We start from the raw sequence: 24,848 nt of genomic DNA, 5'->3' as shown, positions 1-24,848 counted from the left end.
TCTGATTAGAAGTTGTAACGCATCTGCACAAACAGATCGTCTTCTTTGAATGCCGCGCCAATCGGGCCTGCGCGGAATCGGCCAAGTGGTTCAAATCCACCCAAACCTGCTGACCCAGGTATCGATCCGGGTGGACCAGTTACGCCTGGGTATGGGTTACAAGAACGGCAATCATCAAACTGGTACTTGTTGTTCTCACCCACTTTGAAGTTGGCACCGAACACAAATTTAAGGTTATCGCTGTAAAGCCATTCAACCGATGGCGCAATTGCGGTAGCTTCTGCCTTGAAGTCGTGTGCCATGATCAGCGTTGGACTGACACGGCCGTTCTGCAAGAAACCTTTCACCAGCAAAGTGCCAATTGCGTTGGTTTCCCAATCAGGCATTCCTGCAATGCCAAGTGGGCGTTGCTCTACTTCATGGTCAAAAATGTGCTGAACAAACAGCTGACCAGAAATGAGTGTGGCAATTCGTGGGTTGATCCAGTCGATAAAGGTTGGGCGGTCTACACCGACCACTGCACGAAACACATTGTTCTCAGAGTACAACTGCGGCTGCAGGGTGTTGGCAAACTCTTCACCTTCGGTTAATGCGGCCTCTACGCGCACAGCAGCTGCAGCAGCTTCAATCTGGAAGTCGAGTGATCCACCCACCAGATTCACACGCGGATACACGAAATCAAATGCGATCAAGTGCGTGTTGTCGGGGCCTTGAGGCGCACCGGTTCCTACGTTCACAGCGCCACTGGTAATGCCACGCAACGATGGTAACTGCGAACGATAAGTCAGTGCATTCAGAGAAAAGCCTGTGCCGTTGGCAGTGATGCCTTCGTACTTGATACCCAGTTGGGTGTTGTCCAGTTTCCAGTCGGGCAAATGCACATTTCGAATGCCAATTTGACCAGGGCCAAAGTTGGCAGCAATGGTCTGCATACCCCCACCATCGGGCAAAAAGTTGGCCACAGTACCACCGTTGTCCCACAGGTTTTTCAAACCGCGAAATAGGCAGCCCGCATCCAAAATAACGTTGGGCTGGCCGCACTGACCCAGATTATTGGGGCGAAACTTATCGAAATTCCAAACCACCTGCAAGTTGCGATCCTGCATGGTTTCCGAAGGCCCAAGGCGCCATTCCGCCTGCGCTATCCACATGGGAATGCGAATATCTTCCAGTTCGTCGTAAATATTGTTGCGGGAAAAATCAACTGGATTGATCACGTCAAGAACACGGAACAAATCGGTGCGTCCCCACACAACCTGCTGCTTACCCACGCGAACAAAAAGATCCGTTCCATCTTTCAATGCAAAGCTATTGGTTGCATACGCTTCACGAATGAAGTCGAGGCGGCTGTTGAACTCCGGGTGACGCAACTCGTTCAACGTCAAATCACCGTAACCACCAAAGTCGACGCAACCACGTGAATCGTAGTCGCATGGACGCACCGGCACACCAAAGGCCACACCACCGTTTTGTCCATGCCAACGATCGCCCAGCACACGGAAACCTTCGTTGGGGCTATTCGGATACGTTGCGCCATTGAACAAAGGCACACCACCTCCGTGGGGCACGCTGCCTCCAGGGCCGATCGAACTTTGCAGCTGAATCGGGCCACCCGCCGATTTGCCAAACTGGTCTTTATTCAGGTCATACACACCATCGTAGGTACCGCGGAACGTGCCGTTGTAACGCCATCCGTTCTTGCCTGTCTTTTCACCTTCCGCAATAAGTGTATTTCTGAATTTGGCCATGCCCACCGATTCGCCAGTGTTGTCTTCACCGCGATACACCGAGTGGTTTTCGTAGAACATGTCCACCTCATAATCCTCACCTTCAAACGTTGCCGCAGTTGCAACACACGGCCATGCGCCGAGTACCGCTACTGCCAACACCGCAGAACGCAAGGCCGGTTTTTGTCTCATCTTTTTCATGTTGCCCCTTCTCCTTTGTTGCTGTTGTACTGCTTGATAATTTTTCAGGCGGCTTTCGCCAGTTTCAAATCAGCGGCTTGTGCTTTCTCTTGTCGCACTTCACCCATCACAAACCTCGGTTTGAATACGACACACCAAGCCGGCACAATCAACATGGCGGCGATGGCATTCACAATCAGCATGAAACTCAGCAGCACAGCGGCGTCAGACTGGAATCGGAGATCAGACATGAAAATCCACAACACCACACCTGCGATCAGCGTGGCGGCAGTGAAGCTGACGGCATAACCTGTGGATGCCACGGCATTGATCACGGCTTGCTTGATATTTTTGACGACATGCATTTCTTCGCGAATGCGGTCCATGAAGTACACGGCATAGTCGATACCGACACCTACACCCACTGCGATCACTGGCACGGTGTTCACACTGATGCCGATACCAAATGCACCCATGTAGGCGTAGGTCATTAGCGTGGCAAACAGCATTGGCATAATCATTAACCAGCCAGCATGAACTGAGCGGTAATACACCATCACCAAGGTGAAGGCCATGATCATCACAGCGGGAATAATGATCATGTGGTCGGTGTGCAAAGCCTGGTTGGCTGCGGCTGTCACGCCAATGATGCCGCCACCCAGTTCAATCGTCAGTCCAGGTACTTCGGCTTCAGCAATGCGCTTGCCTTCTTCAGCCAAAGCCACAATGCGGTTGATGGTGCTGGCCTTGTGGTCTTTGTAGTAAAAAACCATATTGGCTTCGTTTTCGTCGGGCGTAACAAACTCTTTCAGCGCACCGGGAATCGGGCTTGACACCTGGTAGGCGAACATCAATCCGCCCACCTCAGCTTCGTTGTCGGGCAACTGCGCCCAGCGGGGATCATCGTTGTGCAACAATCGGTTCACCACTCGAACCACGCCCGGGATGGCTTTGGTGCCACCAAGCTCAGGGTCGCTTAGCATGTGTGCCTGAAACTTTTCAATCGCTGCCATCACTTCAGGGCGCTTGATACCACCCTTCTCTGCCGTGCGCGCCAGCACATGCAATTCCTCCGAACCTGGGAACAAATCATTGATCGCTTTGGTGCCCAGGTTGTAGTCGTGATCACGGTTCAGAATAGGCGAGCCTGGTTCAGATTCACCCATTTGCACGTCTTTCACGTAATACAAACCCGCTGCTGAAAATGCCACGGTGGCGATCAACACAGTGAGTGCACCATTGAAACGCGCCACGGTTTTGCTGGTGATACTGCCCAGCGCATCACGAATACCCTGGTTTTCGTTTTTGGTATTTTTGGGCTGGGGAAGAATGGTCAGCGCAAGTGGCACCATGAAGTGCACTGTGAAAATGACCGAGAAGCCCCAGAAGCCGGCTGCGATACCAAGCTTGTAATTGAACGGGGCAGCACCCAGCACCAGCACGGCAATACCCAAGGCATCCACAATAATCGCCAGTGAACCTGGGCGGAAAAGTGCTTCCAGCGCATTGCGTGCCGCCTTCTTTCCATTCTTTACAATGGCCAGTTCTTCGTAGTAGCGCACCACTAACTGCACACCGTGCGAAGTGGCACGCGCAGCGATCAGAAAAGGAATCGGCAAAGACAATGGCTCAAGGTTGATACCCACCATGGCCATGAAACCCAAACCCCAAATCGATGACAAAGCGATTCCCAACAAAGGCAAGGCAATGCCGTAGAAACGTCGGAAATACACAATCAGCAATAGTGTGAGTAAAGCCAGTGTGTAGGCCATGATGGCCACCAATTGATCCAGATAGGTGTAAACCCAACCGGTTAGTACAGGGTTACCTGTGGTGTACAAATTATGTTTGTCGTCCGTCAACTCGCTGCGCAGTTGCATCAGCGCACCGAATGTTTTTTCGTAATCAATATCACCTTCGTTTAACTGCGCCTTGATCAGGGCAGCCTTCATATCAGGCGACACCAGCAAACCGTAAATGGTGGGGTTCGCGGTCACGTCTTTCTGCAGCTGCGTCAGTTGGGCTTCACTTAACTCACCGTTATTGCTGTCGTAAAACGTGTCGGAAAGAAAGGCGCCGGTTTCATCCAGATAAATTTTTCGAGAAGAACGGTGCGTCAGGCTGCTGACCAGGTTGTGGTTCACACTGGGCAGGTTGTCCACACCTTGAGTCGCTTTTTCAATCAACTTCAAGGTGTCGTTGTTAAAAATGGTGCCCTCTTTCACCTCCACCGCCATCACCACCATGTTGGCGCCACCGAAGTTTTCTTTCAGTTGGTTGTAAGTTTTGATGTAGGGGTGATTTTGGGGTAACAAGTCCGAAAAATCGGAATACACCTTCAGTTGCGGAATGGCTGCGGCAAAACCCAAGGTGACCAGCAAAATCATGCCCAGCACAATCTTGGGATTGGCAAATAGCCACTCTTCAGCGCGAATAATTTGAGCGATCAAACGATCGGCGAAAGACTTGATCATGATGGGTCCGCCTGACTTGAATTAGAACTTTGAACCGTTCGAAGCAGGCCGCCTGGGCCGCCCACAACAATGGATTGATTACCCGATACAGCGGCACCCAAGAACGACAACACCGGTCGCTCATAGCCCACGGACACCCATTGATCAGCTTCGAGCTTCGCCAACGTGCCGTTGGCACCCACACCGTGCGGCACGCCTGCGTGCATAAACAGGCGATACAACGGAGCCTCTGTGGTGTTCACCACTCGCACCCAAGTCAGTCCACCGTCTGTGGTCTTCAAAACCTGACCAGCCAAGCCACTGGCATATCCAGTTGAAGTGTCGATAAACAAGGCATCGTAAGTGTAGAAATCACCGGTGATCGGTTCACCGCGCTGCCAGGATTGACCCGCGTCATTGGTAAACGCCAACATGCCAAACTCGCCAAATGCAATACCGTGCGTATCGCTGGTAAAAGCCAGCGCCGTGAACTGCGCATCTTCATCGAAGCTGACCACGCGCCAGCTCTTGCCCTGGTCAGTGGAGTTGATCAGGTTAGAACCAGAGCCGACCACCCACAAACCACTGATGTGGCACTCAATTGCCACAGGGCTGGAGGGCTTGTCGAATTTGGAGGGCAACCAATCTGTGAAATCGCCTGAGGAAGTCCACACCGTGTTGTACACATCCAGCATGGCTGCGCTACCGTCAGGGCAAAACGTCGAATCAATGAAAGATGCGGTCGTGGATACCTGCTTGCGGGCCCACCTATTACCAGCGTCGGTAGATACAGTCACAACACCGGTTTGCGTACCCCCCAGCACCGTGTCGCCATTCGCGCTGAGGGTTTGAACCACCTCATAGCGCTCTACTGTGGCTGACTTTTGAGCTGAATTGCTGCCGGCTTGAACCGTGCTGTCAGCACAAGCGTTCAATAGTGCAGCACCGACCACTGCAAGTAGTGCCAAGCTAATTGTTGATTTTTTTAGGCGCAAAGGCGCCCCTGAATACTGAATATTCACAATGTCTCCTGCCTTCTCTGTTTGGCAAATGAAAAGCTGCTGTGGTTTTTATGTGCAGCTGGAATGCGAACGGTTTATCTCACTGGCTTATCGCCCCCGGTCTTTTGCAGACACGCCTGCAATGCCCCAATTGGTGCTGGGTACTTCAATAATCTGAACCCGCACCGCTTCAATCGGTGCACCCACAGCCTCAACCAAGGCCTGGGTCACCTTCTCAATCACCGCACGTTTTTGCGCTTCCGTGCGCCCTTCAATCAAATTGATTTGTGCAAATGGCATGGTGTTCGCCCTCACTCAAAACGCAGGCCAACCTGGCCCAAACCCTGCACATGCAAGGTGACGTTGTCGCCGGCTTCCACGGCCACGGCCTCGGTGATGCCGCCCGACAAAATCAGCGAACCTGCAGGCACAAATTGATCGCGCTTGGCCAGTTCATTGGCGAGCATGGCAATGGCTGCTGCTGGGTGCCCCACCACTGCGGCACCCGCGCCAAAAGCCACTGGCACGCCATTTTTTTCCAACACAATGCCAGTGGTTTTCAAGTCCATGCCGTTGACTGGTTTCATGGTGCCACCCACCACAAAACGTGCAGCGGACGTGTTGTCTGCAATCACGCTTTTCAAATCAAATTTGAAATCGCGGTAACGTGAATCGATCACTTCAATGGCTGGCATCACAAAGTCAGTGGCCGCCAGCACAGTGGCAATGTTGCAACCTGGGCCACGCAAATCAGCTTTGGTAACAAAGGCAATTTCTGGCTCCACCTTTGGGTGAATCAACTCACTCACCTTCACGGCCGAACCTTCCGGCACGCTGTAGTAATCAGCCAGAAACCCGAATACGGGTGTGTCTACGCCCATCTGCTTCATTTTGGAATGCGAAGTCAAACCAGCTTTCAAGCCCACAATACGCACGCCACGGCGTTCTTTGCGAGCACGAATTTCATCCTGAATGGCATAGGCATCGTCCCAATCCATGTCTGGGTGGTCATCGGTAATCTTCACCACATCGCGCGCATTCAGTTCTGCGCTCTCCAGGTGCTCCGCCAGTGCAGAGATGGTTTTTTTATCGAGTTTCATGCAACGCTCCTTGCACGGGCCATGGTGATGGCAGTGTCTTCAATCATGTCTTCCTGACCGCCCACCATGCCGCGTCGTCCAAGCTCAACCAAAATTTCACGAGCGCTGATGCCATACTTCTTCTCGGCTCGCTTGGCAAATAACAGGAAGCTTGAATACACACCGGCATAGCCAAGGGTCATGGAGTCTCGGTCAATGCGAATGGGGTGATCCATGATCGGCACCACAAGGTCTTCGGCCACATCAGAAATCTTGAAAACATCAACACCCGTGTTGATTCCCATGCGTTCACACACCGCCACCAGCACTTCCATCGGTGTGTTACCTGCCCCCGCACCCAAACCGGCTGCGGCTGCATCAATGCGGCGAGCGCCGCCACGAATGGCTTCGATGGAATTTGAAACACCCATCGACAGGTTGTGGTGACCATGAAAACCAATTTCGGTATCAGGCTTCAGTGCATCGCGCACTGCGCTGATTTTTGCGTACACATCTTCGGGCAGCATGTAGCCTGCAGAGTCAGTCACATAAATGCAATTTGCGCCGTAGCCTTCCATCAATTTGGCTTGCTCAATCAGCTTCTCTGCACTGGCCATGTGGGCCATCATCAAGAAACCCACAGTGTCCATCTCCAGCTTGCGGGCATAAGTGATGTGCTGCTCACTCACATCGGCCTCGGTGCAGTGGGTGGCTACACGTATCGTGTGAACACCCAGTTCTTTGGCCATTCGCAAGTGGTCTACAGTGCCAATGCCAGGCAACAGCAATGCGGACACTTTGGCCTGCTTCATCGCAGGAATCACTGTGCTCAAATACTCTTCATCGCTGTGCGCCGGAAAACCATAGTTCACAGACGACCCACCCAAACCATCGCCATGGGTCACTTCAATCAGCGGAACACCTGCCTCGTCCAGCCCCTTTGAAATGCTCAGCATTTGTTCCAGGCTCATCAAGTGGCGCTTGGGGTGCATGCCATCGCGAAGTGTCATGTCATGCACTTTGATTTCAATTCCTTTCAAGCTCATGGGGTTCTCCTTAGGCGCTCACGGTGGGTTCAAGGGTCAGCTTGCCGCTGAGAATTTCTTCAGCAAACATTTCAGCAGCACGGGCCGCAGCAGCCGTCATAATGTCCAGGTTGCCTGCGTACTTCGGCAGGTAATCACCCAGGCCTTCCACTTGCATGAACACTGACACACGGTTGCCATCAAACACAGGACCGTTCACCAGCGTGTAGCCAGGCACGTACTTCTGTACTTCCTTGATCATGTCGTGAACCGACTTGGTAATTGCTTCCTGATCAGGTGTGCCTTCCACCAGGCAATGCACGGTGTCACGCATGATCAGGGGCGGTTCAGCCGGGTTGATGATGATGATGGCTTTGCCCTTTTTGGCACCGCCTACTTTTTCAACAGCACCTGCTGTAGTGCGGGTGAATTCATCAATGTTTTTGCGGGTACCTGGGCCTACGGATTTCGACGACACCGTGGCCACAATTTCGCCGTAGCTGACTGCCTGAACTCGTGAAATGGCATACACCATGGGAATGGTCGCCTGGCCACCGCAAGTCACCATGTTCACATTCATCTCACGCTTGCCAACATGCTCCCTCAGGTTCACAGGAGGCACGCAAAAAGGCCCAACTGCTGCGGGCGTGAGGTCGATCATCAACACACCCAGTTCGTTCAGCTTGCGACTGTTCTCAGCATGTACATAAGCACTGGTGGCATCGAATGCGATTTGCACACCATCGGCTTCCACATGGGGCAGCAAACCATCCACGCCCTCCGCTGTAGTTTTAATACCCATCTCGCGAGCGCGCTTCAGGCCATCTGATTCGGGGTCAATACCGACCATCCACACAGGCTCGAGCACTGCACTTCGTTTCAGTTTCATCAAGAGATCGGTACCAATATTGCCGGGACCAATCAGTGCGCATTTGATCTTTTTCATCATCGAATTCCTTTTGCCTTTTGCGTTGTAACTTACGCGAAGCGAACAGAGCAGTTGCCAATGCCGCCAATCGACATGTGCAGCGAATCGCCTGCCTTCACGGGAATAAGTGCTGCCAGAGAACCTGACAAAATAATTTCACCTGCCTTCAGGCCAATACCCAAACGGCCCAGCGTATTGGTCAGCCAAACAATCGCGTTCACTGGGTGCCCAAGTGCAGCAGCGCCCGCGCCAGTGCCCACGATGTCACCATTCTTTTGCAGCATCATGCCGCAGGTAAACAGGTCCACTTTGCGAGGATCAACAACCCGGTCACCCAACACAATGGCGCCGCAAGAGGCGTTGTCGGCCACGGTGTCTTGAATCTTGATTTTCCAATCGGCGATGCGTGAGTCCACAATCTCAAAACAAGCCATCACGCCTTCAGTGGCGGCCAGCACATCGGCGGCGGTTACACCAGGGCCCATCAAATCGCGTTTCATCAAAAATGCGATTTCACCTTCAGCACGCGGTTGAATCAGGCTGGCCGCTTCAATGGCTTCGCCCTCGTTGTAAACCATGCCATTGAGCAGGTAGCCAAAGTCGGGCTGATGCACATTCAGCATGTTCATCACGGCTGCACTGGTCACGCCAATTTTCTTGCCGATAACGTGCTCGCCGTTGTCCAAGCGTCGCGCAATCATCCTCTGTTGAATGTGATAGGCGTCTTCAATCGTGATGTCGAAACCACGGCTGGTTAGCGGAGCAATCGTGTGTCGTTGGGTCAACGCGTTATAAAGTTCATCGCCCAAGTCGCGAATTTGAGTAGTGTCCATTTGCTTTAAGCCTCTCGCAGGAAGTCAGTCACCAAGCGCTCAAAGCGCGCAGCGTGTTCAATCTGGGTCCAGTGACCGCACTTGCCGTAAACATGCAGTTGCGAATCCACAATCATTTCGTGCAGGCACAGCGAAGTGCTCAAGGGAATGACCTGATCATCCCGGCCATGCACAATCAATGTGCTTTTATTCAGCGCGCGAATATCGCTTTCATGGCTGGCCATGGCGTCTACCCAGCGCTGTCGCGGCGCGGGGAACATGGCTGAGAAACTTTCCTGAAAACCGGGACGAATACTGGCCTGAAAACGCAACTGAGCCAGCTCATCGTTCACAAGGCTACGGTCGTATGCGAAGTAATCCATAATGCGACGCATGTTCTCGAATGACGGCTGGTAACCCCACACTGCATCCAGTCCCTCAGTAATCGGGAATGGCACGCCTACACTGCCCATCAACACCAGCTTGCGAACACGACTGGGGTGGCGAATCGCCAGCGCCAGCGCTACAGCGCCACCAAACGAGTTACCAATCAAATCGGTTTGTTCCATGTTCAGTGCGTCCATCACACCAATTGCGTGGGCCACCCAGTTGTCCAGGTTGTATTGGTAACCTTGGCGGCGCTCAGTGAAACCGAAGCCCACCATGTCTGGGGCAACAACGCGGAATTGTTTTGCAAAACCGGGTATCACCAAGCGCCAGTTCGCCCAAGCCGAAACACCGGGGCCGGAACCATGAATCAGCATCAGGTTCGTGCCCTGGCCTTGATCGTGATAATTTGTTTGAAGGCCGTTGGCCTGAATGCTCAATCCAATTTCGGGTGAAGCGGGTGCGTTCATCGTGGGCTCCTTACAGCTTCACGCAAATGTTTTTAAGTTCGGTGTAAAACTCCAGCGAGTGCACACCCCCTTCTCGGCCAATACCCGATTGCTTGGCACCACCAAACGGTGTGCGCAAATCGCGCAAGAACCAGCTGTTCACCCAAGCCAAACCCACTTCAATCGAGGCAGCCACACGGTGCGCTTTGGCCAGGTTCTGGGTCCAAACAGCAGTGGAAAGGCCGTACACATTGTTGTTGGCACGCGCCACCACTTCGTCTTCAGAATCAAAGGGGGCAATGTGGCAGCAGGGTCCAAAGATTTCCTCGACACACACCGCTGCATCGTCATCTAAGCCAGTCCAAATGGTGGGCTGCACCCAAGCGCCCTGGTTCAGTTCGCCAGGCATCTCAAATGCACCACCACCAGTCACCACGGTTGCGCCCTGCTCCACCGCCTTTCGGTAATAGCCCAATACTTTGTCGCGGTGTTCCTGTGAAATCACCGGGCCAATGCCAGTGTCTTTATCGTCTGGCAATCCGGGCTTCAAACCCTCCGCGCCCTTCTTCATGGCAGCCACAAATTTGTCGAAAATCGGACGTTCCACATACACACGTTCAGTGCCCAAACACACTTGCCCGCTGTTGGCAAACACCGAGCGCATGGTGCCTTCAATGGCGGCATCAAAATCACAATCTGCAAACACGATGGCGGCATTCTTGCCACCCATTTCAAGGCTCACGGGGCGTGCACCTTGCGCAGCCGCTTTCATGATTGCGGCACCGGTGCGTGTTTCGCCGGTGAAGGTAATTGCATTCACATCGGGGTGGGTAGTCACGAATTCACCCGCGGAATCTGGACCAAAGCCGTGCACCACGTTGTATACGCCAGGAGGGACGCCCACTTTATTCATCACCTCACCCAACAGCGCAGCGGTCTGTGGGGTTTCTTCCGAAGGTTTTACAACCACCGTGTTGCCGCAAGCCAGCGCAGGGCCAACTTTCCAGGTCATCAGCAGCAAAGGGAGATTCCAGGGGCAAATCACGCCCACTACACCCACAGGGCGACGAATGGAATAGTTCAGCGCGCCGCGTCCATCCGGAGTGGCCATTTCAAAGCATTCTGTGGGCACATTCTTGATGGTGTCGGCGAACACCTTGAAGTTGGCCGCCCCGCGGGGAATATCAATGTGACTGGCCAGGCTCACCGGCTTACCGGTGTCGGCCACCTCAGCCTGCAAAAAGTCATCAAATCGACGATTGATTTCATCGGCCACGGCGTACAGCATTTGCACCCGGTCTGCCACCGTCATCTTGCCCCATGGGCCCTTCAAAGCAGCTTTGGCAGCGGCCACTGCATCGTTGACCTGTGCACGGCTGGCCTCGTGGACCTGCGCAATCACCGCATTGTTCAAAGGCGAGTGCTTGGGGAATGTTTTTCCCGTTGCGACGAATTCCCCGTTGATGAAGTTCAAGACTTCTTTCATTGCATTCTTCCTTGCCAATCGATTAAACCATGAACAAACGATAAAACTTATTTTTCTCGACGTCAATATATTTTCTCGAGAATATTATTTTTCTTCGACAATATTGATTAACGCCGCAACTCGTCTACAATGGCGAAACGGAAAGAATTTTTTGGGGTGTGTATGAATGAAGTGGTCTCATTGCCGGGCAGCGTCACCAACGGGGAAAGCCTGACACTGGCCGAAACCGCTTACCGCAAGCTGCGCAGCGACATTATTGAAGGCGTACACAAGCCCGGCACCAAGTTGCGCGTTGAACATCTGAAGGACGACTATGAGGTGGGTGCTGGCACCTTGCGTGAAGCACTGCAACTGCTACTGAATGACGGACTGGTGGTAGCGCAGGGACACCGTGGCTTTACAGTCGCCCCAATGTCTGCAGAGGATTTTCAGGACATTACCCGTACCCGTGTAATGATTGAAACAGAGGCCCTGCGCCAAGCCATCGCCTTGGGGGACGACCAGTGGGAAGCCGAAGTGATGGGCGCATTTCACATGCTAAGCCGCGCAGAATCACGCTTGGGTGAAGAAACTGTAGAAACCCGTAGCGAGTGGGAACGCAAGAACCGCTTGTTTCACGACACACTCATTTCCGCCTGCCCTTCCCGCTGGCTGAAACAGTTCCAGCATTTGCTGTACATGCAATCCGAACGCTATCGTCGCCTGATTCTCTCGGAAAAGCCCATTCCCCGCGACGTGCATTCTGAACATGAAGAAATCTTGAATGCCACGCTGAACCGCAACAGCGAACTGGCCACGCAAATTTTGGCGGAACACATCAATCGATCCTTGATCGCAGTTCAAAAGCTGCCCAAAGAAAGGTTTGGAAAGAGCGCCTGAATTGACCAACTCCAACATTTTCAAAGTCAGCGATATCCAAACCATCGCCACCAGCGACACACCACAAAGCGTGTGGCCATGCACCCCACAATGTGTGGGCAAGTTAACGGTGCAGCCTGAACATCTCGATGAATTCGAGCACACCAACAACACCATTTACCTGGTGTGGATGCAGGCCATTGCGGCACTTCATTCCAGGCAACTTGGGCTAACGTTTCAAGACTTTGTAGAATTCGGCTACGGCTGTGTGGCACGCCAGCATCACCTGGAATACAAACGCCCCACCTTTGCAGGCGATACGCTGTGGATTGCCACCTGGATCAGCCACAACGAAGGCAAAGCCGACATGACTCGCCAGTACCAGTTTGTGCGCGAAAGCGACCACGCCACCGTGATGCAAGGGCACACTCAATGGGTGTGCATTGACATGAAAACCGGCCGCCCCAAAAAGCAACCGAGCCGGTTTGTTGAGGCTTATCGGGCGGTTAATTGACGCCTTCAAGCACAGCTTGAAGCTGCTGTTCAATTTGCGCAAGCAGGAACTCAGAGTCACGCGCAATACCCGAGAAACGCCCCGAGCCCCAGGTGTGCAACCACGGCAAACCGAGAAAATAAACACCTGGTTCGCGGCTAACACCCCGATAATGATTCGGGTAACCTTTGCCATTGAAGATCGGTAAATCGATCCAGTCAAACGAGCTTTCAAAACCCACGGACCAAACAATTCCAGTGATGTTTTCAGCAATCAAATCGATACATGACCCTCCATCCTCAGGCGTCCACACAGGAACATATCTGGCCTCGTTCGGTGCCGAAATTCCATTCTCGGCAATGAAGCCATCAATTATGTTCTTGATGTTCTCGCTGCTCTGGTCCGCGTTGTCCAAATTCTTCGTGAGGTCATCTGCAAAATGCATCACACCATCCACGCAATTGATCAAACGGCCATGAAGTTGCATACCTTCCTTCGCCCGCACTCTCAGGTCAATGTCCCGGCCACCATCGCGACCAGTCACGTAATGATTGGCCTTGGCTCGGACCGCTTCCTTCTGGGGGTGCAACTCCACGGGCATGTCGTAGTGCCCCATGTCGGCCAGCCATTCCACAACATCGCGACCACGGTAGCGGCGCGCTACACGGGGAGCGCTGCCCACTGACAAGTGCACATGTCGGCCTGCCAAATGAAAGTCTTCTGCAATTTGACAACCACTTTGGCCAGAGCCAATCACCAGAATATTGCCCTCTGAAAACTGAGCAGGATTCCGATATTCTGAAGAATGAATCTGTCGGATATGCGCAGGTACTTTTTCTGACACCCTTGGAATTCTTGGCTTGTGGTAGCCACCCACAGCCACTACCACCTGCTTCGCCGTCAATGTTCCGTGCGTGCTTTGAATTTCGAACAAGCCATCGCTTAACTTGCGCAGCTGTTTCACTGCGACACCTTCGAACACAGGTGGCTGAAACGAGGCAACAAATGCCTCAAGGTACGCAACAATGTCCGCTTTTTTCATGAAGCCTTTTGGTTCAGGCCCAGCATACGGAAAGCCAGGCAAATTGCATTGCCAGTTTGGGGTTACCAAACAAAAGCTGTCCCATCGCTGATTGCGCCAGCTGTGCCCGATCTGGTTTCTTTCCAGCACAACATGATCAATCTCTTTGTGAGTCAAGTGATAACTCATCGAGAGCCCAGCCTGGCCACCGCCGATTACAACAACGGAATAATGATCTTTCAATTTACCTGGTTCAGCACTCACATTCTTCTCCCTCAATCCATTCGGATGACTTGCACCACAGCCGCTTCCCAACCCTGAAAATCAGTTGCCTTGGCAAGGATGATTTCCAGTTGATCAATGGCTGCTGAGCAGGCAAACCCATATTTTTCGCGCACACGCTCGCTGGCCGCACTCAACCCCAGTTCAGAAATTTTCAAAAACTCGGGCAAAGACACAAGTTGCCCCTCATGCAAGAAATTTCGAATCACCGTGGAAGGCGACTGGCACTTCATCACCGTGGCATCTGGCCACATCACATCAAATCGAACCACAGGCATGCGCCTCTCCCACCACATCAGTTGCGTGATTCAACTGGCTGCAACCCAACAGTGGTGTGCCAGAAAAATCCCACAACAGTTCCCGCTCGCTTTCATGATTTACCCAAACCATGGAGCCCTCAATCACATGCCCCACGGGTTCGCAACGCAAATCCCTGCTTCCAAAAAGTTGCTTCATCCGCTCCACACAAGTCGATGGCACACTGAACACGAAACCAAAACTGGGGAAGGTTTGCATCCAGCGTTCTACAGAGACTTCCTGTGGGCGTGGAAATGCAGCTGGCCAAATTTCAGCACCGCATGCAGAACATTCCAGCATCATCAATGTGGTGCCCAAAGCACCTGCCATACTGATGTCTTTACAGGCCACCGCCAAACCACCTTCTGCCACCTGTGGCAGCAGTTCCAGATCTGCCCGCAAGCGTTCCGCTGGCGAGTCTGTACTGGCATTCCAGTTGTTTCCAGCACCGTGGTAACCGCCTCTCAAATCAATCACACTCATCAACACATCACCGGGCTTGGCATCAAAACTGCTCAACACGGCGTTTGCTGAACCAATAATCGACACAGCCAGTTGAGCTTGTTTATTTCTGGCATTGGTGTGCCCGCCTACAATGGGCACCCTGTATCGAGCCGATGCTGCTGCCATGCCTTGGAGAATTCTTTGCAGCTGCCATGAATCAGCGGTCCATACTGCATCCACAACCGCCGTGGCGCGCCCACCCATTGCGGCGATGTCACTGACATTCACCATCACGCCGCAATAGCCTGCAAACCAGGGGTCCTCTTGAACAAACTCGTTCATGAAGCCTTCAATGGCAAACAGAAGAAAAGAACCATCCGCCGACTTCAACACGGCGCAGTCATCACCCACCCGGCATGAAGAATCGCAAGGTTGAGCGCTCGCCAATTCATCCATGGCAATCGCAATGTCTTTTTTATGCGCAAGCCCCTTGCTTTCCCGAATGCTGTGCACCAGTGTTTGTAGCCAACTCATACACGCCTCTCAATCCGTGCTTTGCTTGATGGTTGCTTGAACAGGTGAATAAATCCTCGGCCTGGGTCGTGCTCTACCGGGTACATGTCAAGGTTGGCTTGCATGAACATGTGCTGCACACCGTGCACGCTTACCTCACCCAAAGCCTGCCAACCCAGCTTTTGAAACAAACCCACATTTGGCAGTTGAACATTCGCATAAAAGGCAGTGCACCCTTGCGCGCGTGCACTACTCACCGCCATGGCAATCAGCGCTTTTCCAAGGCCTTTGACTGATCGATAAGCCTGATCCACAGCAAGGCGCGAGCCCACCCACACACCCGGAGCCTGCTCATGAATTCGTACGGTGCCCACCACAGCATCGGGAATACCCAGCAAACCGATGGTGGCCACCAGGGTATAGGCGCTGCTGTCAAACACATCATGGTCACTGGTCTGGAAAATGCCTTGCTCAACCACAAAAACATCGTTGCGCAATTTCTGCGCCTCTCGTAACGCCCAGTCATCTACGGCCAATTTGATGTGGCACTCACTGTGCGCAAATTCCTCAACATTCATTTCGGTAATAAACATGGCAGCACCTCACTCACAGGCTCAGACTTCAAAAGTTTTCAGTGTTGAACACGCACCACATTTTCCGCAGCCGGCTTTCATGTCTTTGGACAACAGGTCGGCTTCCCGCAACATCTGGCCAACGGGTTGAAGCACCTCCCGCATGAATTGGGAACTCGGAACCGGGTGGCTTTCCAAAGGAGTGCCACCAATTGGCACAAACGGAACCACAAAGGGATAAACCCCGCGCAATATCAGTTCGCGACACATGTCGATAATTTCAACCTGTGAATCGCCCAGCCCAACAATAATGTAAGTGCTCACCTGCCCGCGACCAAACACCTTCACCGCCGCATCAAATGCCTGCATGTAGTAACTCACCGGCACTGTGGCCTTGCCTGGCATCATTGCTTGCCGCGCTGCATCTGAAATCACTTCCAGGTGCATGCCCAAAGTGTCGGCACCGCTTCGCTTCAATTCGTCAAACCATTCAAAGCGATCTGGTGGTTCAATTTGTACTTGAATCGGCAAATCCACCGCAGCTTTCACCGCCAATACACTTTCAACCATGATTGCTGCGCCCCGGTCAGGCGTAGCTGGTGTGCCAGTGGTCATTACCATTTGCTTCACACCGTCCAACTCGACAGCAGCCTTCGCCACTTCAGCCAGTTGCTGTGGTGTTTTTCGCTCAATGGTTCGGCCTGCCGCCAAAGACTGGCCAATCGAGCAAAACTTGCATGTTTTATTTCTGCTTTGGTAGCGAATGCAGGTTTGCAGCACGGTGGTGGCCAACACATCGCTGCTGTGCAGTGTGGCAATTTGCTCGTAAGGAATGCCCTCTGCGGTTTTCAGGCCATAGAACTTCGGTTGCTTTGGAAAATCAATCACAGCAATTGGAATTCCGTTTTTGCGAAGCTCGCTTTTCCCGTTGGCATCGGGCTTGCTGGCCATGAAAGGAGAGTCCCATGCCGTATGCGTATGAACAGGAATCATCACGGTTTGCCCATCCACCACAACCGCTTTGTGATCGGAAGGGCCAGCACCACCACGCCGGCTTTGAACCCCCGCAGACGAGTCTTCTAGCCTCAAGCCATAGGTTTGAAGATCAGTACTCAGCATGCTGCACTCCCGAAATTCTTCTCATGGGACTTGAAGCCTCATCCCTGACCAACAAGCTCAACAACTCGGGCCGCGCATAGTGACCAACCGAATCCATCATCCGTTTGCGCTTCGTGATCAGTGCCATGTCAAGATCAGCCACCACCAATCCTTCACCCTCGGTTAGAGGCTCGCCCAGCAACTTGCCTTCAGGGCTGACAATCGCAGTGAAACAACCACCACGCAGGCCTTTTTGCAAAGTGCTGTCTTGCGAAATACTTTGAACCTGTTCTTCGGAAAGCCAGGCAGTGCTGTTGATCACAAAGCAGCCCGACTCCAGCGCGTGGTGGCGAATCGTCACCTCCATTTGATCGGCGAATACCTGCCCCACCAAAGAACCAGGAAACTGGGCGCAGTGAATTTCCTCGTGCTGGGCCATCAAACAATACCTGGCCAAAGGGTTGTAGTGCTCCCAACAGGCCAGCGCACCCACACGCCCTGCACTCGTCTTCACCACTTTCAAACCCGATGCATCGCCCTGCCCCCACACCATTCGCTCGTGGTAGGTCGGTGTAATTTTTCGGCGCTTCAAGCGTATTTCGCCATTGCCGTCGAAAATAATTTGCGCGTTGTACAGCGAGCCATGGTCCCGCTCATTCACACCCAAAACAACCACCATGTTGTACTGGGCAGCCAAAGCCGATATCGCCTCAGTCTCTGCACCGGGCACCGTCACCGCATACTCGTAAAGCCGCAGATGATCCTTGCCTTGCTGAACAGGCGGCGACACAAAAGAAAAGTAGGGGTAGTAAGGCACAAAGGTTTCCGGGAACACGATAATTTGTACGCCTTTGGCTGCAGCCTCCTCCATGGTTTGACAAACCCGTTGGATGGTTTGGGCAGGGTCCTGAAGATCAGGTGCGATCTGCGCCGCTGCTGCGCGAATTATTCTGGGCTGGGTCATGCACGTATACTCCACTTCAACTGCCATCAAGTGGGGCGCCGGTGGGCGACCCCACTGCGCGTTTACAACGTCCAGGTGTCAATAATCACGGCACTGTCACGTTTGTGAATCAGCACCAGGTCCATCACATCCAGGGGGTTGATGGGTCGAATTCCCTCAATCAGGGAAGGCTCTCCATGGCCATACAGCGCCTGCAACGCAAAACGGCACGCGTACACTTTGCCGCCTTCACCCATGAATTTCTTGATTTGATTGTTGAAATTCAAATGACCAGGAAACGCCTCATTGCCCAAGGTGGGGAATCCACGCTGCACACCCAAAGTAACGCCGGGGCCATACAGCAGCACCGAGGTCTCGAAGCCTTTGCGCTGCAATCGTGTAGCCTGCAACAGATTCACAAAACCAATCGAACCTTCAAACGCCACTGTGTGAAAAGTCACCAGCGCTTTTTGACCTGGCTCGGCCTTCACATCCTCAAATACTTTTTCTTCATAATCGACAAAATAATCGCCATCAACATGAGCGGGGTGATTTACTTTAGGCATTTCATGATCTCCAGAGTCATCAACAAATGGGCACCGTGAAAGTGAATTGCACTGTGCCGGCGCACGCTCACAGAGTCGCAATGCCTGTACCAATTCAAGCTCTCCAAATCCAATCAATGTGCAATCAAATCCATTTCATGCGACTCTCCAGCCAGTTCCATTCTCAAACCTGAGAGCTGACATCACCACACAAGTCAAAAACATCGCACCTGAAAAGTGCAATGCACCGGGCGCGCAAGTTGCTTGCACCCATTTGAAACCGACAGGCACAGCGAGTGAACATGCGAAGCAGATCAACTCTTTTGGAAGACTGGAACAAGGTGCTTTCCAGTTGCGACAAGCCTGCCTATTTGGCTATTGCCGAAGCAATTGAACTCGAAATACAACGGGGCGTGCTGCAGCTTGACGACCGGCTTCCACCCATTCGTGAACTGGCCAAAGGCTTGAATCTGGACTACACCACGGTTGCACGTGCCTATCAGGAAGCGCAGCACCGCGGCCTGATCACGTCCAAGGCAGGCGTAGGCAGCTACGTCCGGATAAGAAACTCAAACCAGCTTGAAGCAGAACCCACGCTGATCGAGATGACCATGAACATGGCTCCTGAACCACAAGAGCCCGAATTACTTGCGCGCATGCGCCACGGTGCACGGCATGTGACAGAGCAAGGAAACTTTCACCGGCTAACCCGGTATCAGGATTTCGGGGGAACTGAAGACGATCAACAGGCTGCTGCTGTCTGGTTAAACGGTGTCAGCCCACATCACAAGGGGCGCACGGTTCTGGTGACACCAGGCATTCAGGCCACACTGGCTGGCCTGATGAATGGCTTGGTCGGTGCGGGCAATACACTGTGTGCAGAAGCCATCACCTACCCTGGCGTAAAAGCAATGGCGGGCTTGCTGGGCATACGCACACTGGGCATCCCCGGCGACGCCCAAGGTATTCTTCCAGATGCTCTTGAGGCACACTGCAGAATCAACAAAGTTCGGGCGCTGTACCTGAACCCGACCATCCAGAATCCGACCACCCGCACCATCAGCGAAACACGCAGGCGTGAAATTGTAGAAGTGGCCCGATATTTTGGCCTCAAGATTATTGAAGATGACCCTTACAGCAAATTGATGCACAACCCGCCGACATCCTTGGCCAGCCTTGCGCCAGAACTGACGTACTACGTCAACGGATTGTCCAAAACCTGCAGTGCGGGCCTTCGGATTGCATTTCTGGTGTGCCCAACCGAACTCGAATCCAAACGCATTGCCTCCTCACTGCGCGCCACGCAAATCATGGCCAGCCCAATGTGCTCAGCACTTGCTACACAATGGATTCTCGATGGCACAGCACAAATGTGTCTGGACAATATTCGACTGATGAGCCAGCGAAGGCAACTGATCGCCAGGCGAATACTGGGAGATTTCAAAATCGAAACAAACCCGGAAGCGTTTCACCTCTGGTTGAATCTTCCATCAGCCTGGAGTCAGTCCGCATTCTGTGGGCGACTGCTCAATCGAGGCATCGCCATTGCCAGCGCAGACATGTTCTGCCTGGAAGGTGCAACACCCAACGCTGTGAGACTTTCCCTGGGTGGCAATCTAAATGACGAGCGCTTGGAGCACACCTTGCGAATTGTTGCTGACACGCTCATGTCAAATTCTTCAATGTAACAACAGGGTTGAATCGGAAAACCTGATCAACCCTGTTAGAACTGCCCCAAACATTTAAGGTGGAATTAACGCACCGTAATCACATCTCTGTGCATGGGTGCCAACATACTAAGTACTTCGAGCTGCACATCGAAAGGCACCTTGTATTGGTTCATGCTTGTTTGCAATACCTCCACCAGCGCATTGAAGTGGGCTTTGGTGATGGTCATTCCAGCATGGGCCGACTTCATGTCCAGACCCACATACTTGCATGGCCCGCCCGTGGCCTCGCACACTTGGTCTGTCAACTGGGAGGCCAGTCGTTCTGCGTCAGTAGCGGCAAATTGATCACCTATTCGCGGATCGGCTTTCAGGCGAACCACAAAGTCGTCCATCATCAAGCGTATGCTTTCCTTGCCACCCAGTTGTTCGTAAAGTGATTTCTCGGAACTGGCCTGAGCAACCATGGGCAAGCACATTGCGAAGGCAATTGCTGCTGCAAAAGATCGAATTGATTTCATCATTACGTACTCCTTCAAAACGCTAGTTGGGCGGACAGGTAAAAGCCGGTTTGACTGCGGCCATCAGTGGTGGCGGGCACAATTCGACCCAGGTCCACATAGGCTGCGGTCAAGGAAAGGTTCTTGGTTGGGGCCCATGCCACAAACAGGTCCATCCAATCGTCTGCGCGAAGACCACTGTTCAGGCCTGCATTGCGGCCAGCCGCTTCCAGGTTGTTGGGCATCATCCGGTATTCGGCACCAATCGCGAGGTTGTGATTCAGCAGCTTGGCCACCGAAATCTCCGGCATCAACTCGTAACTGTCATCGGTGTTGGACCCAAACCCCAACAAACCGTTTTGGTTGCCCTTGGTGGCGCGCAATGTACCGTTCACCAATACGCCTTGTTTCAAAAACAACTTGGTCGCAGTCACATAAAAATCGGTACCACTGTCGTCAGCACCCAACGAAGTCAGGGTTGGCTCCAAGGCTGCTGCATCAAGGGTTTTGTGTTGCAGGCCCACTGCCACTTGCGGGTACCAGGTGTCGCTGTCCAACACACCATCACCAAACACGCGGACCTTCACACCGACGATTTGTTGTTTCAAATCCAGACCAGCACCGGTCAGCGCTGTTCCGGTAATACCCGTATCAAGCACCTGCTCACCCAGCGAAAACTCCACCCGCTCGTTCCAGCCCACGGTCGCACCGTAGGTAGTTAGCGAGTAATCCTGTGTTTCAACCTGAGTCAGGTTCGCTGCAAAACCCAGTTCCTTTTCGGTGGCTTGGGTGCCAATAAATGCCCACGGCGTGATACCTCCTCCGCCCGCGCCTTCCACGGTACTTACACCGCCGGTCAACACCAGCTTGCCCGTGCTTGCCCAAACCGGGGCACAAAAAACTGCGGTGCTCAACACCGCTGCTTTAATCCATTTTGATTGTTGTTGGTTCATCACTATTGCTTCCATGAGAACGTCAGAAATGGCCGACTTAGGCGTCGGCCACCCAAATATTTAGTTGGTGTATGGCAAGGAAGAGTGATGCAGCACAATTTTCAAGTTGCCAGCGCTGTCTTTCACATAGCCCCAGGTTTTGTCGACTGTGGTCACCTTGCCATTCTTGTCAGTGAAGCTGACATTGCCCATGGTCAAGGCCGTGTTGCCATTCAAGTGAATGACAGAATTTTTGGATTCAACACTTCTCCAGCCCTTCAATGCAAAGCCAGAATCATTGGGGAATTTTTTGTTACCGCCTACAAAATAGGCCAATGCCCCTTCTTCAGTGCTACGGATGTTCTGTGGAATTGCCGCCAATGTGGGCTTGAACAACACGGGGCCCATGTCATAAGCGTAGGCGGCATCCAGTGCGGCTTGGGCAGTTTTCTTGGCCTTGTCCAAGCCACCTGCCTCAAAGTCTTTGGAAATTTGTACAACAGCCTCGCCCCATACCTTCTGAGCTTTCAGTACCTCTGCCTCCGTAATGTTACTGCTCACCACAGCTGTATTTGCGAAAGCGGCACCGCTGAATAACAAGCCGGCAGATATCAAGGTGGTACGAACTAAACTGGAATTTTTCATCATATGCTCCTTCAAATTGAGGTTCGAAAAACAAACATTGCTTTTCATGAACACCATTCTGAAAGAGTCAGATGAACTGGAACTCCGTTGCCCGATGAATCAAACTGGCACCAAAAATTAACGCCAGATGAACACCATTACGAATCGCTGGTCTTTAGCGATTCCAGGCGATAACCAAGCCCACGCTGGGTATGTATCAGGGGTGGCAAACCCTCAAGATCAATCTTGGCGCGCAAGCGTCGAATGTACACATCCACCACATTGGTCAGTGGATCTTCATTCACACCCCACACGTTTGAAAGAATCCGCTCTCGGCTGAACAGCCGGCCTGGCGCACTCATCAGCAACTCGACCAAAGCAAGCTCTTTCGCAGTCAACTGAATTTCACGACCCGCACGCGACAAACGCATCTTCTCTAGATCAAGTTTCAGGTCAGCTACTTCTAAATTTTTTCGGGCCTGTTTAGGTGCAGTGTTTCCCACCCGGCGACCCAGGGCCTCCAAGCGTGCGAGAATTTCATCAAATGCGAACGGCTTGCCGAGATAGTCGTCAGCACCCATGCGCAGGCCTGCCACCCGGTCTTCGACTGAATTCAGTGCGGTTAGCATTAGCACAGGCAACGAGAAACCCTCAGCCCTCAAGGTTTGACATACATCAAGCCCGGAACCGTCGGGTAACATCACATCGAGAATCACTACAGCGCTTTCAAAATTCTCACGTACGTCTTTTTGCAGTGCCTTTGCCAATAAAACTCCAGTGCTGGCATTGTGGGCCACTTGGGGTCGATAACCCTCCGCTTTCAGTCCACGCTCCAAAAAACTAGACACACGTGCATCGTCTTCAACAATCAACACTTTCATACTGCGTCCTCAATCACTGAATCGAATGCCGGTAAATTAATCGTGACACGGCACCCCTTGTTTTCTTCGCTGATAATTTCGATTGTGCCATGGTGTGCCCGCACAATCGCCGCAGCAAGTGGCAGGCCCAAACCGCTGCCGTCGGGCCTGATCAGCTTCGCCATGGTGCCACGGTAGTGGCGCTCAAATACTCGACTCAACTCATTCTCAGGAATACCCGGGCCATTGTCTTCAATCGTTACCTCACATCGGCGCATGTTCTCAGCGTCCTCCACTGATGCGGTACTGATCCGTATAACCGCCTTGGCGCCGCTGTATTGAATCGCATTGTCCAAAACAATATTTAACACCTGCTTCAAACGCTGCGCATCACCCAGAACCAAGCTATCACTCTGAATTTGCGCTTCCACAACACAGCCCTTTTGGCTGATCTGTGGTCGGAAGTAAGCAATTGATTCGTGGCACAAAGTTGAAACATCCACTGCCCTTCGGTCCAGTACAAGCGCATCAATATCGCTTCGCGCCAAGGTCAGCATGTCGTCCACAATGTAATTGAGCTGCTGGGCGTATTGAACAATCCGCTCGAGAGTTTCCTTACACTCGGCATTGCTATTTCCGCCATGGCGCAAACTGATTTCGGCCTCACCGCGAATTGCAGTGGTGGGCGTTTTTAACTCGTGGCTAATGTCTGCAAACATCTGCCGGCGGCGAAGCTCAATTTTTTCCAATCGGTGCAAGGCCTCCTGCAAATCGTTGGTTCGCTCGCTCACCTGAATCTCAAGTTGCTCCCGCGCCTGTTGATCGTTGGCGCGTAAACGTGCAATTTCTCGAGCCATGTCATTCATGCTGCGGCCCACTTGCGAGAACTCATCGCGTCCAAAGGCGGGTATGCGATAACTTAAATTACCCGCCTGCAAGGCTTCAGCGCCCTTGATCAAACGCTCTACTGGTTTACTCAAAGACCTCACGAAATAAAACCCAAGCAGCACCATGAACAGGGCTAGACCAATTGTTGCAATAACAACCACATTGGTCATAAAGTTCAGTGACACGTCTGCTGCGGCCCGGTCACGCGCCGTAATCAAACGTTCACGCGCAATGCTTTGGGTCAGTGCCACCCTCAAATCCTGCCCATCAGATACATCAAAGATTTGATCCAGTTTCTGGCGCTTCTGTTGTGGGGTAACTGCCTCGAATTTCCATTCGGATGCAGTCATCACCGAACCCAACTGGTCTACGCCCTTGCGAAGAATAATCAAACTTTGGCTGCGCTCGTCATGTTCAGGCAAAAGCGCCTCATCACCTAGAGTCAAACCTTTTGACGTTTCGGCAAGACGGTCCAGCGTATCGAGCGCGCGAATCATGTTGTAGTAGTAGACCTGACTTTGCTGGGGATCAGATTCCAGCCCAGTCATCTCGTTGGTCAGTTGGGTTCTTAACAGCTGTTTGTTGGAAAGCAGGTCCATATAACCCACCAACAACTCGTTAGCAACTCGGCCTTTTTGAACATTCTGACTGGCTGTGGCCATGGCAAGATAGCCGATTACCCCTTGAGCAACCGCCACCAGCGCCAAAGCCACAAAGGCCAGCAGAATACGGGTCTTAAACATCAACTTACCCTTGTGCATCAAATCAATTTCCAGATGCTAGG

The 24,848-nt window shown here is 52.6% G+C and carries 25 protein-coding genes; 3 read left to right on the top strand and 22 right to left on the bottom strand.

Going from position 1 to position 24,848, the window contains the following annotated elements; genetic code table 11:
* Nucleotides 1–5: 5 nt before the first annotated feature.
* From HKT17_RS03850 to HKT17_RS03805, 10 genes are all read right to left on the bottom strand, one after another.
* Entirely contained in the window at nt 6–1,928 is a 1,923-nt protein-coding gene (locus HKT17_RS03850; protein ID WP_171097958.1) for a DUF1302 family protein, read from the bottom strand.
* Between the two features lie 44 nt (nt 1,929–1,972).
* Nucleotides 1,973–4,381 carry an efflux RND transporter permease subunit gene (locus tag HKT17_RS03845; RefSeq protein WP_171097956.1) on the bottom strand — a complete coding sequence of 803 codons (2,409 nt, stop codon included), beginning with the start codon at nt 4,379–4,381 and terminating at the stop codon, nt 1,973–1,975.
* The gene (locus tag HKT17_RS03840) at nt 4,378–5,328 is read right to left on the bottom strand and encodes a WD40/YVTN/BNR-like repeat-containing protein (RefSeq protein WP_171097954.1); all 951 of its coding nucleotides are present in this window, start codon (nt 5,326–5,328) and stop codon (nt 4,378–4,380) included. The genes HKT17_RS03845 and HKT17_RS03840 overlap by 4 nt, the downstream gene beginning before the upstream one ends.
* 141 nt (nt 5,329–5,469) lie before the next feature.
* A complete protein-coding gene (gene thmT / locus HKT17_RS03835) occupies nt 5,470–5,661 on the bottom strand; it encodes a 2-hydroxymuconate tautomerase (protein ID WP_008250719.1) in 192 nt (63 codons plus the stop codon).
* 11 nt (nt 5,662–5,672) lie between these two features.
* Nucleotides 5,673–6,461: a 2-oxo-3-hexenedioate decarboxylase gene (dmpH, locus tag HKT17_RS03830; protein WP_008250718.1), complete on the bottom strand. Its 789-nt coding sequence runs from the start codon at nt 6,459–6,461 to the stop codon at nt 5,673–5,675.
* Nucleotides 6,458–7,486: a 4-hydroxy-2-oxovalerate aldolase gene (gene dmpG / locus HKT17_RS03825; RefSeq protein ID WP_171097953.1), complete on the bottom strand. Its 1,029-nt coding sequence runs from the start codon at nt 7,484–7,486 to the stop codon at nt 6,458–6,460. Before dmpG ends, dmpH begins: the two co-directional genes overlap by 4 nt.
* 10 nt (nt 7,487–7,496) lie before the next feature.
* Nucleotides 7,497–8,414, bottom strand: coding sequence for an acetaldehyde dehydrogenase (acetylating) (locus tag HKT17_RS03820; RefSeq protein WP_171097951.1), 918 nt, complete (start codon nt 8,412–8,414; stop codon nt 7,497–7,499).
* A gap of 29 nt (nt 8,415–8,443) precedes the next feature.
* Nucleotides 8,444–9,226 carry a 2-oxopent-4-enoate hydratase gene (gene dmpE / locus HKT17_RS03815; protein WP_171097949.1) on the bottom strand — a complete coding sequence of 261 codons (783 nt, stop codon included), beginning with the start codon at nt 9,224–9,226 and terminating at the stop codon, nt 8,444–8,446.
* Between the two features lie 5 nt (nt 9,227–9,231).
* Entirely contained in the window at nt 9,232–10,062 is an 831-nt protein-coding gene (locus HKT17_RS03810) for an alpha/beta fold hydrolase (protein WP_008250708.1), read from the bottom strand.
* A gap of 10 nt (nt 10,063–10,072) precedes the next feature.
* Complete coding sequence (locus HKT17_RS03805) at nt 10,073–11,527, bottom strand: 2-hydroxymuconic semialdehyde dehydrogenase (protein WP_008250707.1); 1,455 nt, start codon at nt 11,525–11,527, stop codon at nt 10,073–10,075.
* A gap of 162 nt (nt 11,528–11,689) precedes the next feature.
* Between HKT17_RS03805 and HKT17_RS03800 the strand changes: the two genes are divergently transcribed.
* Both HKT17_RS03800 and HKT17_RS03795 read left to right on the top strand, forming a co-directional pair.
* On the top strand, nt 11,690–12,406 hold the full coding sequence (locus HKT17_RS03800; protein ID WP_171097947.1) for a GntR family transcriptional regulator: 717 nt from the start codon (nt 11,690–11,692) through the stop codon (nt 12,404–12,406).
* Nucleotide 12,407: 1 nt separating this feature from the next.
* Entirely contained in the window at nt 12,408–12,899 is a 492-nt protein-coding gene (locus HKT17_RS03795; RefSeq protein WP_205882495.1) for an acyl-CoA thioesterase, read from the top strand.
* Here HKT17_RS03795 and HKT17_RS03790 read toward each other — a convergent pair.
* The 7 genes from HKT17_RS03790 to HKT17_RS03760 all read right to left on the bottom strand — a co-directional run bounded on the left by HKT17_RS03790 (nt 12,892) and on the right by HKT17_RS03760 (nt 18,614).
* Entirely contained in the window at nt 12,892–14,163 is a 1,272-nt protein-coding gene (locus HKT17_RS03790; protein WP_240965897.1) for an MSMEG_0569 family flavin-dependent oxidoreductase, read from the bottom strand. The two genes, HKT17_RS03795 and HKT17_RS03790, sit on opposite strands and share 8 nt — an antisense overlap.
* An 11-nt stretch (nt 14,164–14,174) precedes the next feature.
* A complete protein-coding gene (locus HKT17_RS03785; protein WP_105028419.1) occupies nt 14,175–14,459 on the bottom strand; it encodes an MSMEG_0570 family nitrogen starvation response protein in 285 nt (94 codons plus the stop codon).
* On the bottom strand, nt 14,440–15,456 hold the full coding sequence (locus HKT17_RS03780; protein WP_105028418.1) for a sll0787 family AIR synthase-like protein: 1,017 nt from the start codon (nt 15,454–15,456) through the stop codon (nt 14,440–14,442). Before HKT17_RS03780 ends, HKT17_RS03785 begins: the two co-directional genes overlap by 20 nt.
* The gene (locus tag HKT17_RS03775; protein ID WP_205882494.1) at nt 15,453–16,028 is read right to left on the bottom strand and encodes an MSMEG_0567/Sll0786 family nitrogen starvation N-acetyltransferase; all 576 of its coding nucleotides are present in this window, start codon (nt 16,026–16,028) and stop codon (nt 15,453–15,455) included. Before HKT17_RS03775 ends, HKT17_RS03780 begins: the two co-directional genes overlap by 4 nt.
* 21 nt (nt 16,029–16,049) lie before the next feature.
* Nucleotides 16,050–17,126 carry an MSMEG_0568 family radical SAM protein gene (locus tag HKT17_RS03770; protein ID WP_171097945.1) on the bottom strand — a complete coding sequence of 359 codons (1,077 nt, stop codon included), beginning with the start codon at nt 17,124–17,126 and terminating at the stop codon, nt 16,050–16,052.
* Entirely contained in the window at nt 17,113–18,069 is a 957-nt protein-coding gene (locus HKT17_RS03765) for a Nit6803 family nitrilase (protein WP_105028416.1), read from the bottom strand. Before HKT17_RS03765 ends, HKT17_RS03770 begins: the two co-directional genes overlap by 14 nt.
* Before the next feature lie 62 nt (nt 18,070–18,131).
* On the bottom strand, nt 18,132–18,614 hold the full coding sequence (locus HKT17_RS03760) for an MSMEG_0572/Sll0783 family nitrogen starvation response protein (protein ID WP_105029808.1): 483 nt from the start codon (nt 18,612–18,614) through the stop codon (nt 18,132–18,134).
* Between the two features lie 281 nt (nt 18,615–18,895).
* On the opposite strand from HKT17_RS03760, the gene HKT17_RS03755 reads away from it, so the two are divergent.
* Complete coding sequence (locus HKT17_RS03755) at nt 18,896–20,281, top strand: aminotransferase-like domain-containing protein (protein WP_171097943.1); 1,386 nt, start codon at nt 18,896–18,898, stop codon at nt 20,279–20,281.
* Nucleotides 20,282–20,346: 65 nt separating this feature from the next.
* Here HKT17_RS03755 and HKT17_RS03750 read toward each other — a convergent pair whose 3' ends face one another.
* The 5 genes from HKT17_RS03750 to HKT17_RS03730 form a co-directional block, all read right to left on the bottom strand.
* Nucleotides 20,347–20,784 (bottom strand): group I truncated hemoglobin, encoded by a 438-nt coding sequence (locus HKT17_RS03750; RefSeq protein WP_171097940.1) that lies wholly within the window; start codon nt 20,782–20,784, stop codon nt 20,347–20,349.
* 11 nt (nt 20,785–20,795) lie between these two features.
* Entirely contained in the window at nt 20,796–21,713 is a 918-nt protein-coding gene (locus HKT17_RS03745) for a DUF3034 family protein (RefSeq protein ID WP_240965896.1), read from the bottom strand.
* A 60-nt stretch (nt 21,714–21,773) separates the two neighbouring features.
* Nucleotides 21,774–22,337 carry a metal-independent carbonic anhydrase family protein gene (locus HKT17_RS03740; protein WP_240965894.1) on the bottom strand — a complete coding sequence of 188 codons (564 nt, stop codon included), beginning with the start codon at nt 22,335–22,337 and terminating at the stop codon, nt 21,774–21,776.
* Between the two features lie 137 nt (nt 22,338–22,474).
* On the bottom strand, nt 22,475–23,197 hold the full coding sequence (locus HKT17_RS03735) for a response regulator transcription factor (RefSeq protein WP_171097934.1): 723 nt from the start codon (nt 23,195–23,197) through the stop codon (nt 22,475–22,477).
* Entirely contained in the window at nt 23,194–24,807 is a 1,614-nt protein-coding gene (locus tag HKT17_RS03730) for a sensor histidine kinase (RefSeq protein ID WP_171097932.1), read from the bottom strand. The genes HKT17_RS03735 and HKT17_RS03730 overlap by 4 nt, the downstream gene beginning before the upstream one ends.
* Between the last annotated feature and the right edge of the window lie 41 nt (nt 24,808–24,848).

Origin of the sequence: Limnobacter sp. SAORIC-580, from assembly GCF_013004065.1 — a bacterium.
Classification (GTDB): Bacteria; Pseudomonadota; Gammaproteobacteria; order Burkholderiales; family Burkholderiaceae_B; genus Limnobacter; species Limnobacter profundi.
Note: the sequence above shows the minus strand (reverse complement) of the source record. Positions and strands in the feature narration are given on the sequence as shown.

Excerpts from the sequence above, each read along its gene's own strand:
- HKT17_RS03775 (WP_205882494.1), bottom strand. The coding sequence starts at position 16,028 with ATGTTTATTACCGAAATGAATGTTGAGGAATTTGCGCACAGTGAGTGC.
- HKT17_RS03730 (WP_171097932.1), bottom strand. The coding sequence starts at position 24,807 with ATGTTTAAGACCCGTATTCTGCTGGCCTTTGTGGCTTTGGCGCTGGTG.
- HKT17_RS03845 (WP_171097956.1), bottom strand. The coding sequence starts at position 4,381 with ATGATCAAGTCTTTCGCCGATCGTTTGATCGCTCAAATTATTCGCGCT.
- HKT17_RS03800 (WP_171097947.1), top strand. The coding sequence starts at position 11,690 with ATGAATGAAGTGGTCTCATTGCCGGGCAGCGTCACCAACGGGGAAAGC.
- HKT17_RS03770 (WP_171097945.1), bottom strand. The coding sequence starts at position 17,126 with ATGCTGAGTACTGATCTTCAAACCTATGGCTTGAGGCTAGAAGACTCG.
- HKT17_RS03780 (WP_105028418.1), bottom strand. The coding sequence starts at position 15,456 with ATGAGTTGGCTACAAACACTGGTGCACAGCATTCGGGAAAGCAAGGGG.
- dmpG (WP_171097953.1), bottom strand. The coding sequence starts at position 7,486 with ATGAGCTTGAAAGGAATTGAAATCAAAGTGCATGACATGACACTTCGC.
- HKT17_RS03740 (WP_240965894.1), bottom strand. The coding sequence starts at position 22,337 with ATGAAAAATTCCAGTTTAGTTCGTACCACCTTGATATCTGCCGGCTTG.
- HKT17_RS03785 (WP_105028419.1), bottom strand. The coding sequence starts at position 14,459 with ATGCCTGTGGTTCGATTTGATGTGATGTGGCCAGATGCCACGGTGATG.
- HKT17_RS03850 (WP_171097958.1), bottom strand. The coding sequence starts at position 1,928 with ATGAAAAAGATGAGACAAAAACCGGCCTTGCGTTCTGCGGTGTTGGCA.
- HKT17_RS03750 (WP_171097940.1), bottom strand. The coding sequence starts at position 20,784 with ATGATGAAATCAATTCGATCTTTTGCAGCAGCAATTGCCTTCGCAATG.
- HKT17_RS03755 (WP_171097943.1), top strand. The coding sequence starts at position 18,896 with ATGCGAAGCAGATCAACTCTTTTGGAAGACTGGAACAAGGTGCTTTCC.
- HKT17_RS03765 (WP_105028416.1), bottom strand. The coding sequence starts at position 18,069 with ATGACCCAGCCCAGAATAATTCGCGCAGCAGCGGCGCAGATCGCACCT.
- dmpE (WP_171097949.1), bottom strand. The coding sequence starts at position 9,226 with ATGGACACTACTCAAATTCGCGACTTGGGCGATGAACTTTATAACGCG.
- HKT17_RS03745 (WP_240965896.1), bottom strand. The coding sequence starts at position 21,713 with ATGAACCAACAACAATCAAAATGGATTAAAGCAGCGGTGTTGAGCACC.
- HKT17_RS03735 (WP_171097934.1), bottom strand. The coding sequence starts at position 23,197 with ATGAAAGTGTTGATTGTTGAAGACGATGCACGTGTGTCTAGTTTTTTG.
- thmT (WP_008250719.1), bottom strand. The coding sequence starts at position 5,661 with ATGCCATTTGCACAAATCAATTTGATTGAAGGGCGCACGGAAGCGCAA.
- HKT17_RS03805 (WP_008250707.1), bottom strand. The coding sequence starts at position 11,527 with ATGAAAGAAGTCTTGAACTTCATCAACGGGGAATTCGTCGCAACGGGA.
- HKT17_RS03810 (WP_008250708.1), bottom strand. The coding sequence starts at position 10,062 with ATGAACGCACCCGCTTCACCCGAAATTGGATTGAGCATTCAGGCCAAC.
- HKT17_RS03820 (WP_171097951.1), bottom strand. The coding sequence starts at position 8,414 with ATGATGAAAAAGATCAAATGCGCACTGATTGGTCCCGGCAATATTGGT.
- HKT17_RS03760 (WP_105029808.1), bottom strand. The coding sequence starts at position 18,614 with ATGCCTAAAGTAAATCACCCCGCTCATGTTGATGGCGATTATTTTGTC.
- dmpH (WP_008250718.1), bottom strand. The coding sequence starts at position 6,461 with ATGAAACTCGATAAAAAAACCATCTCTGCACTGGCGGAGCACCTGGAG.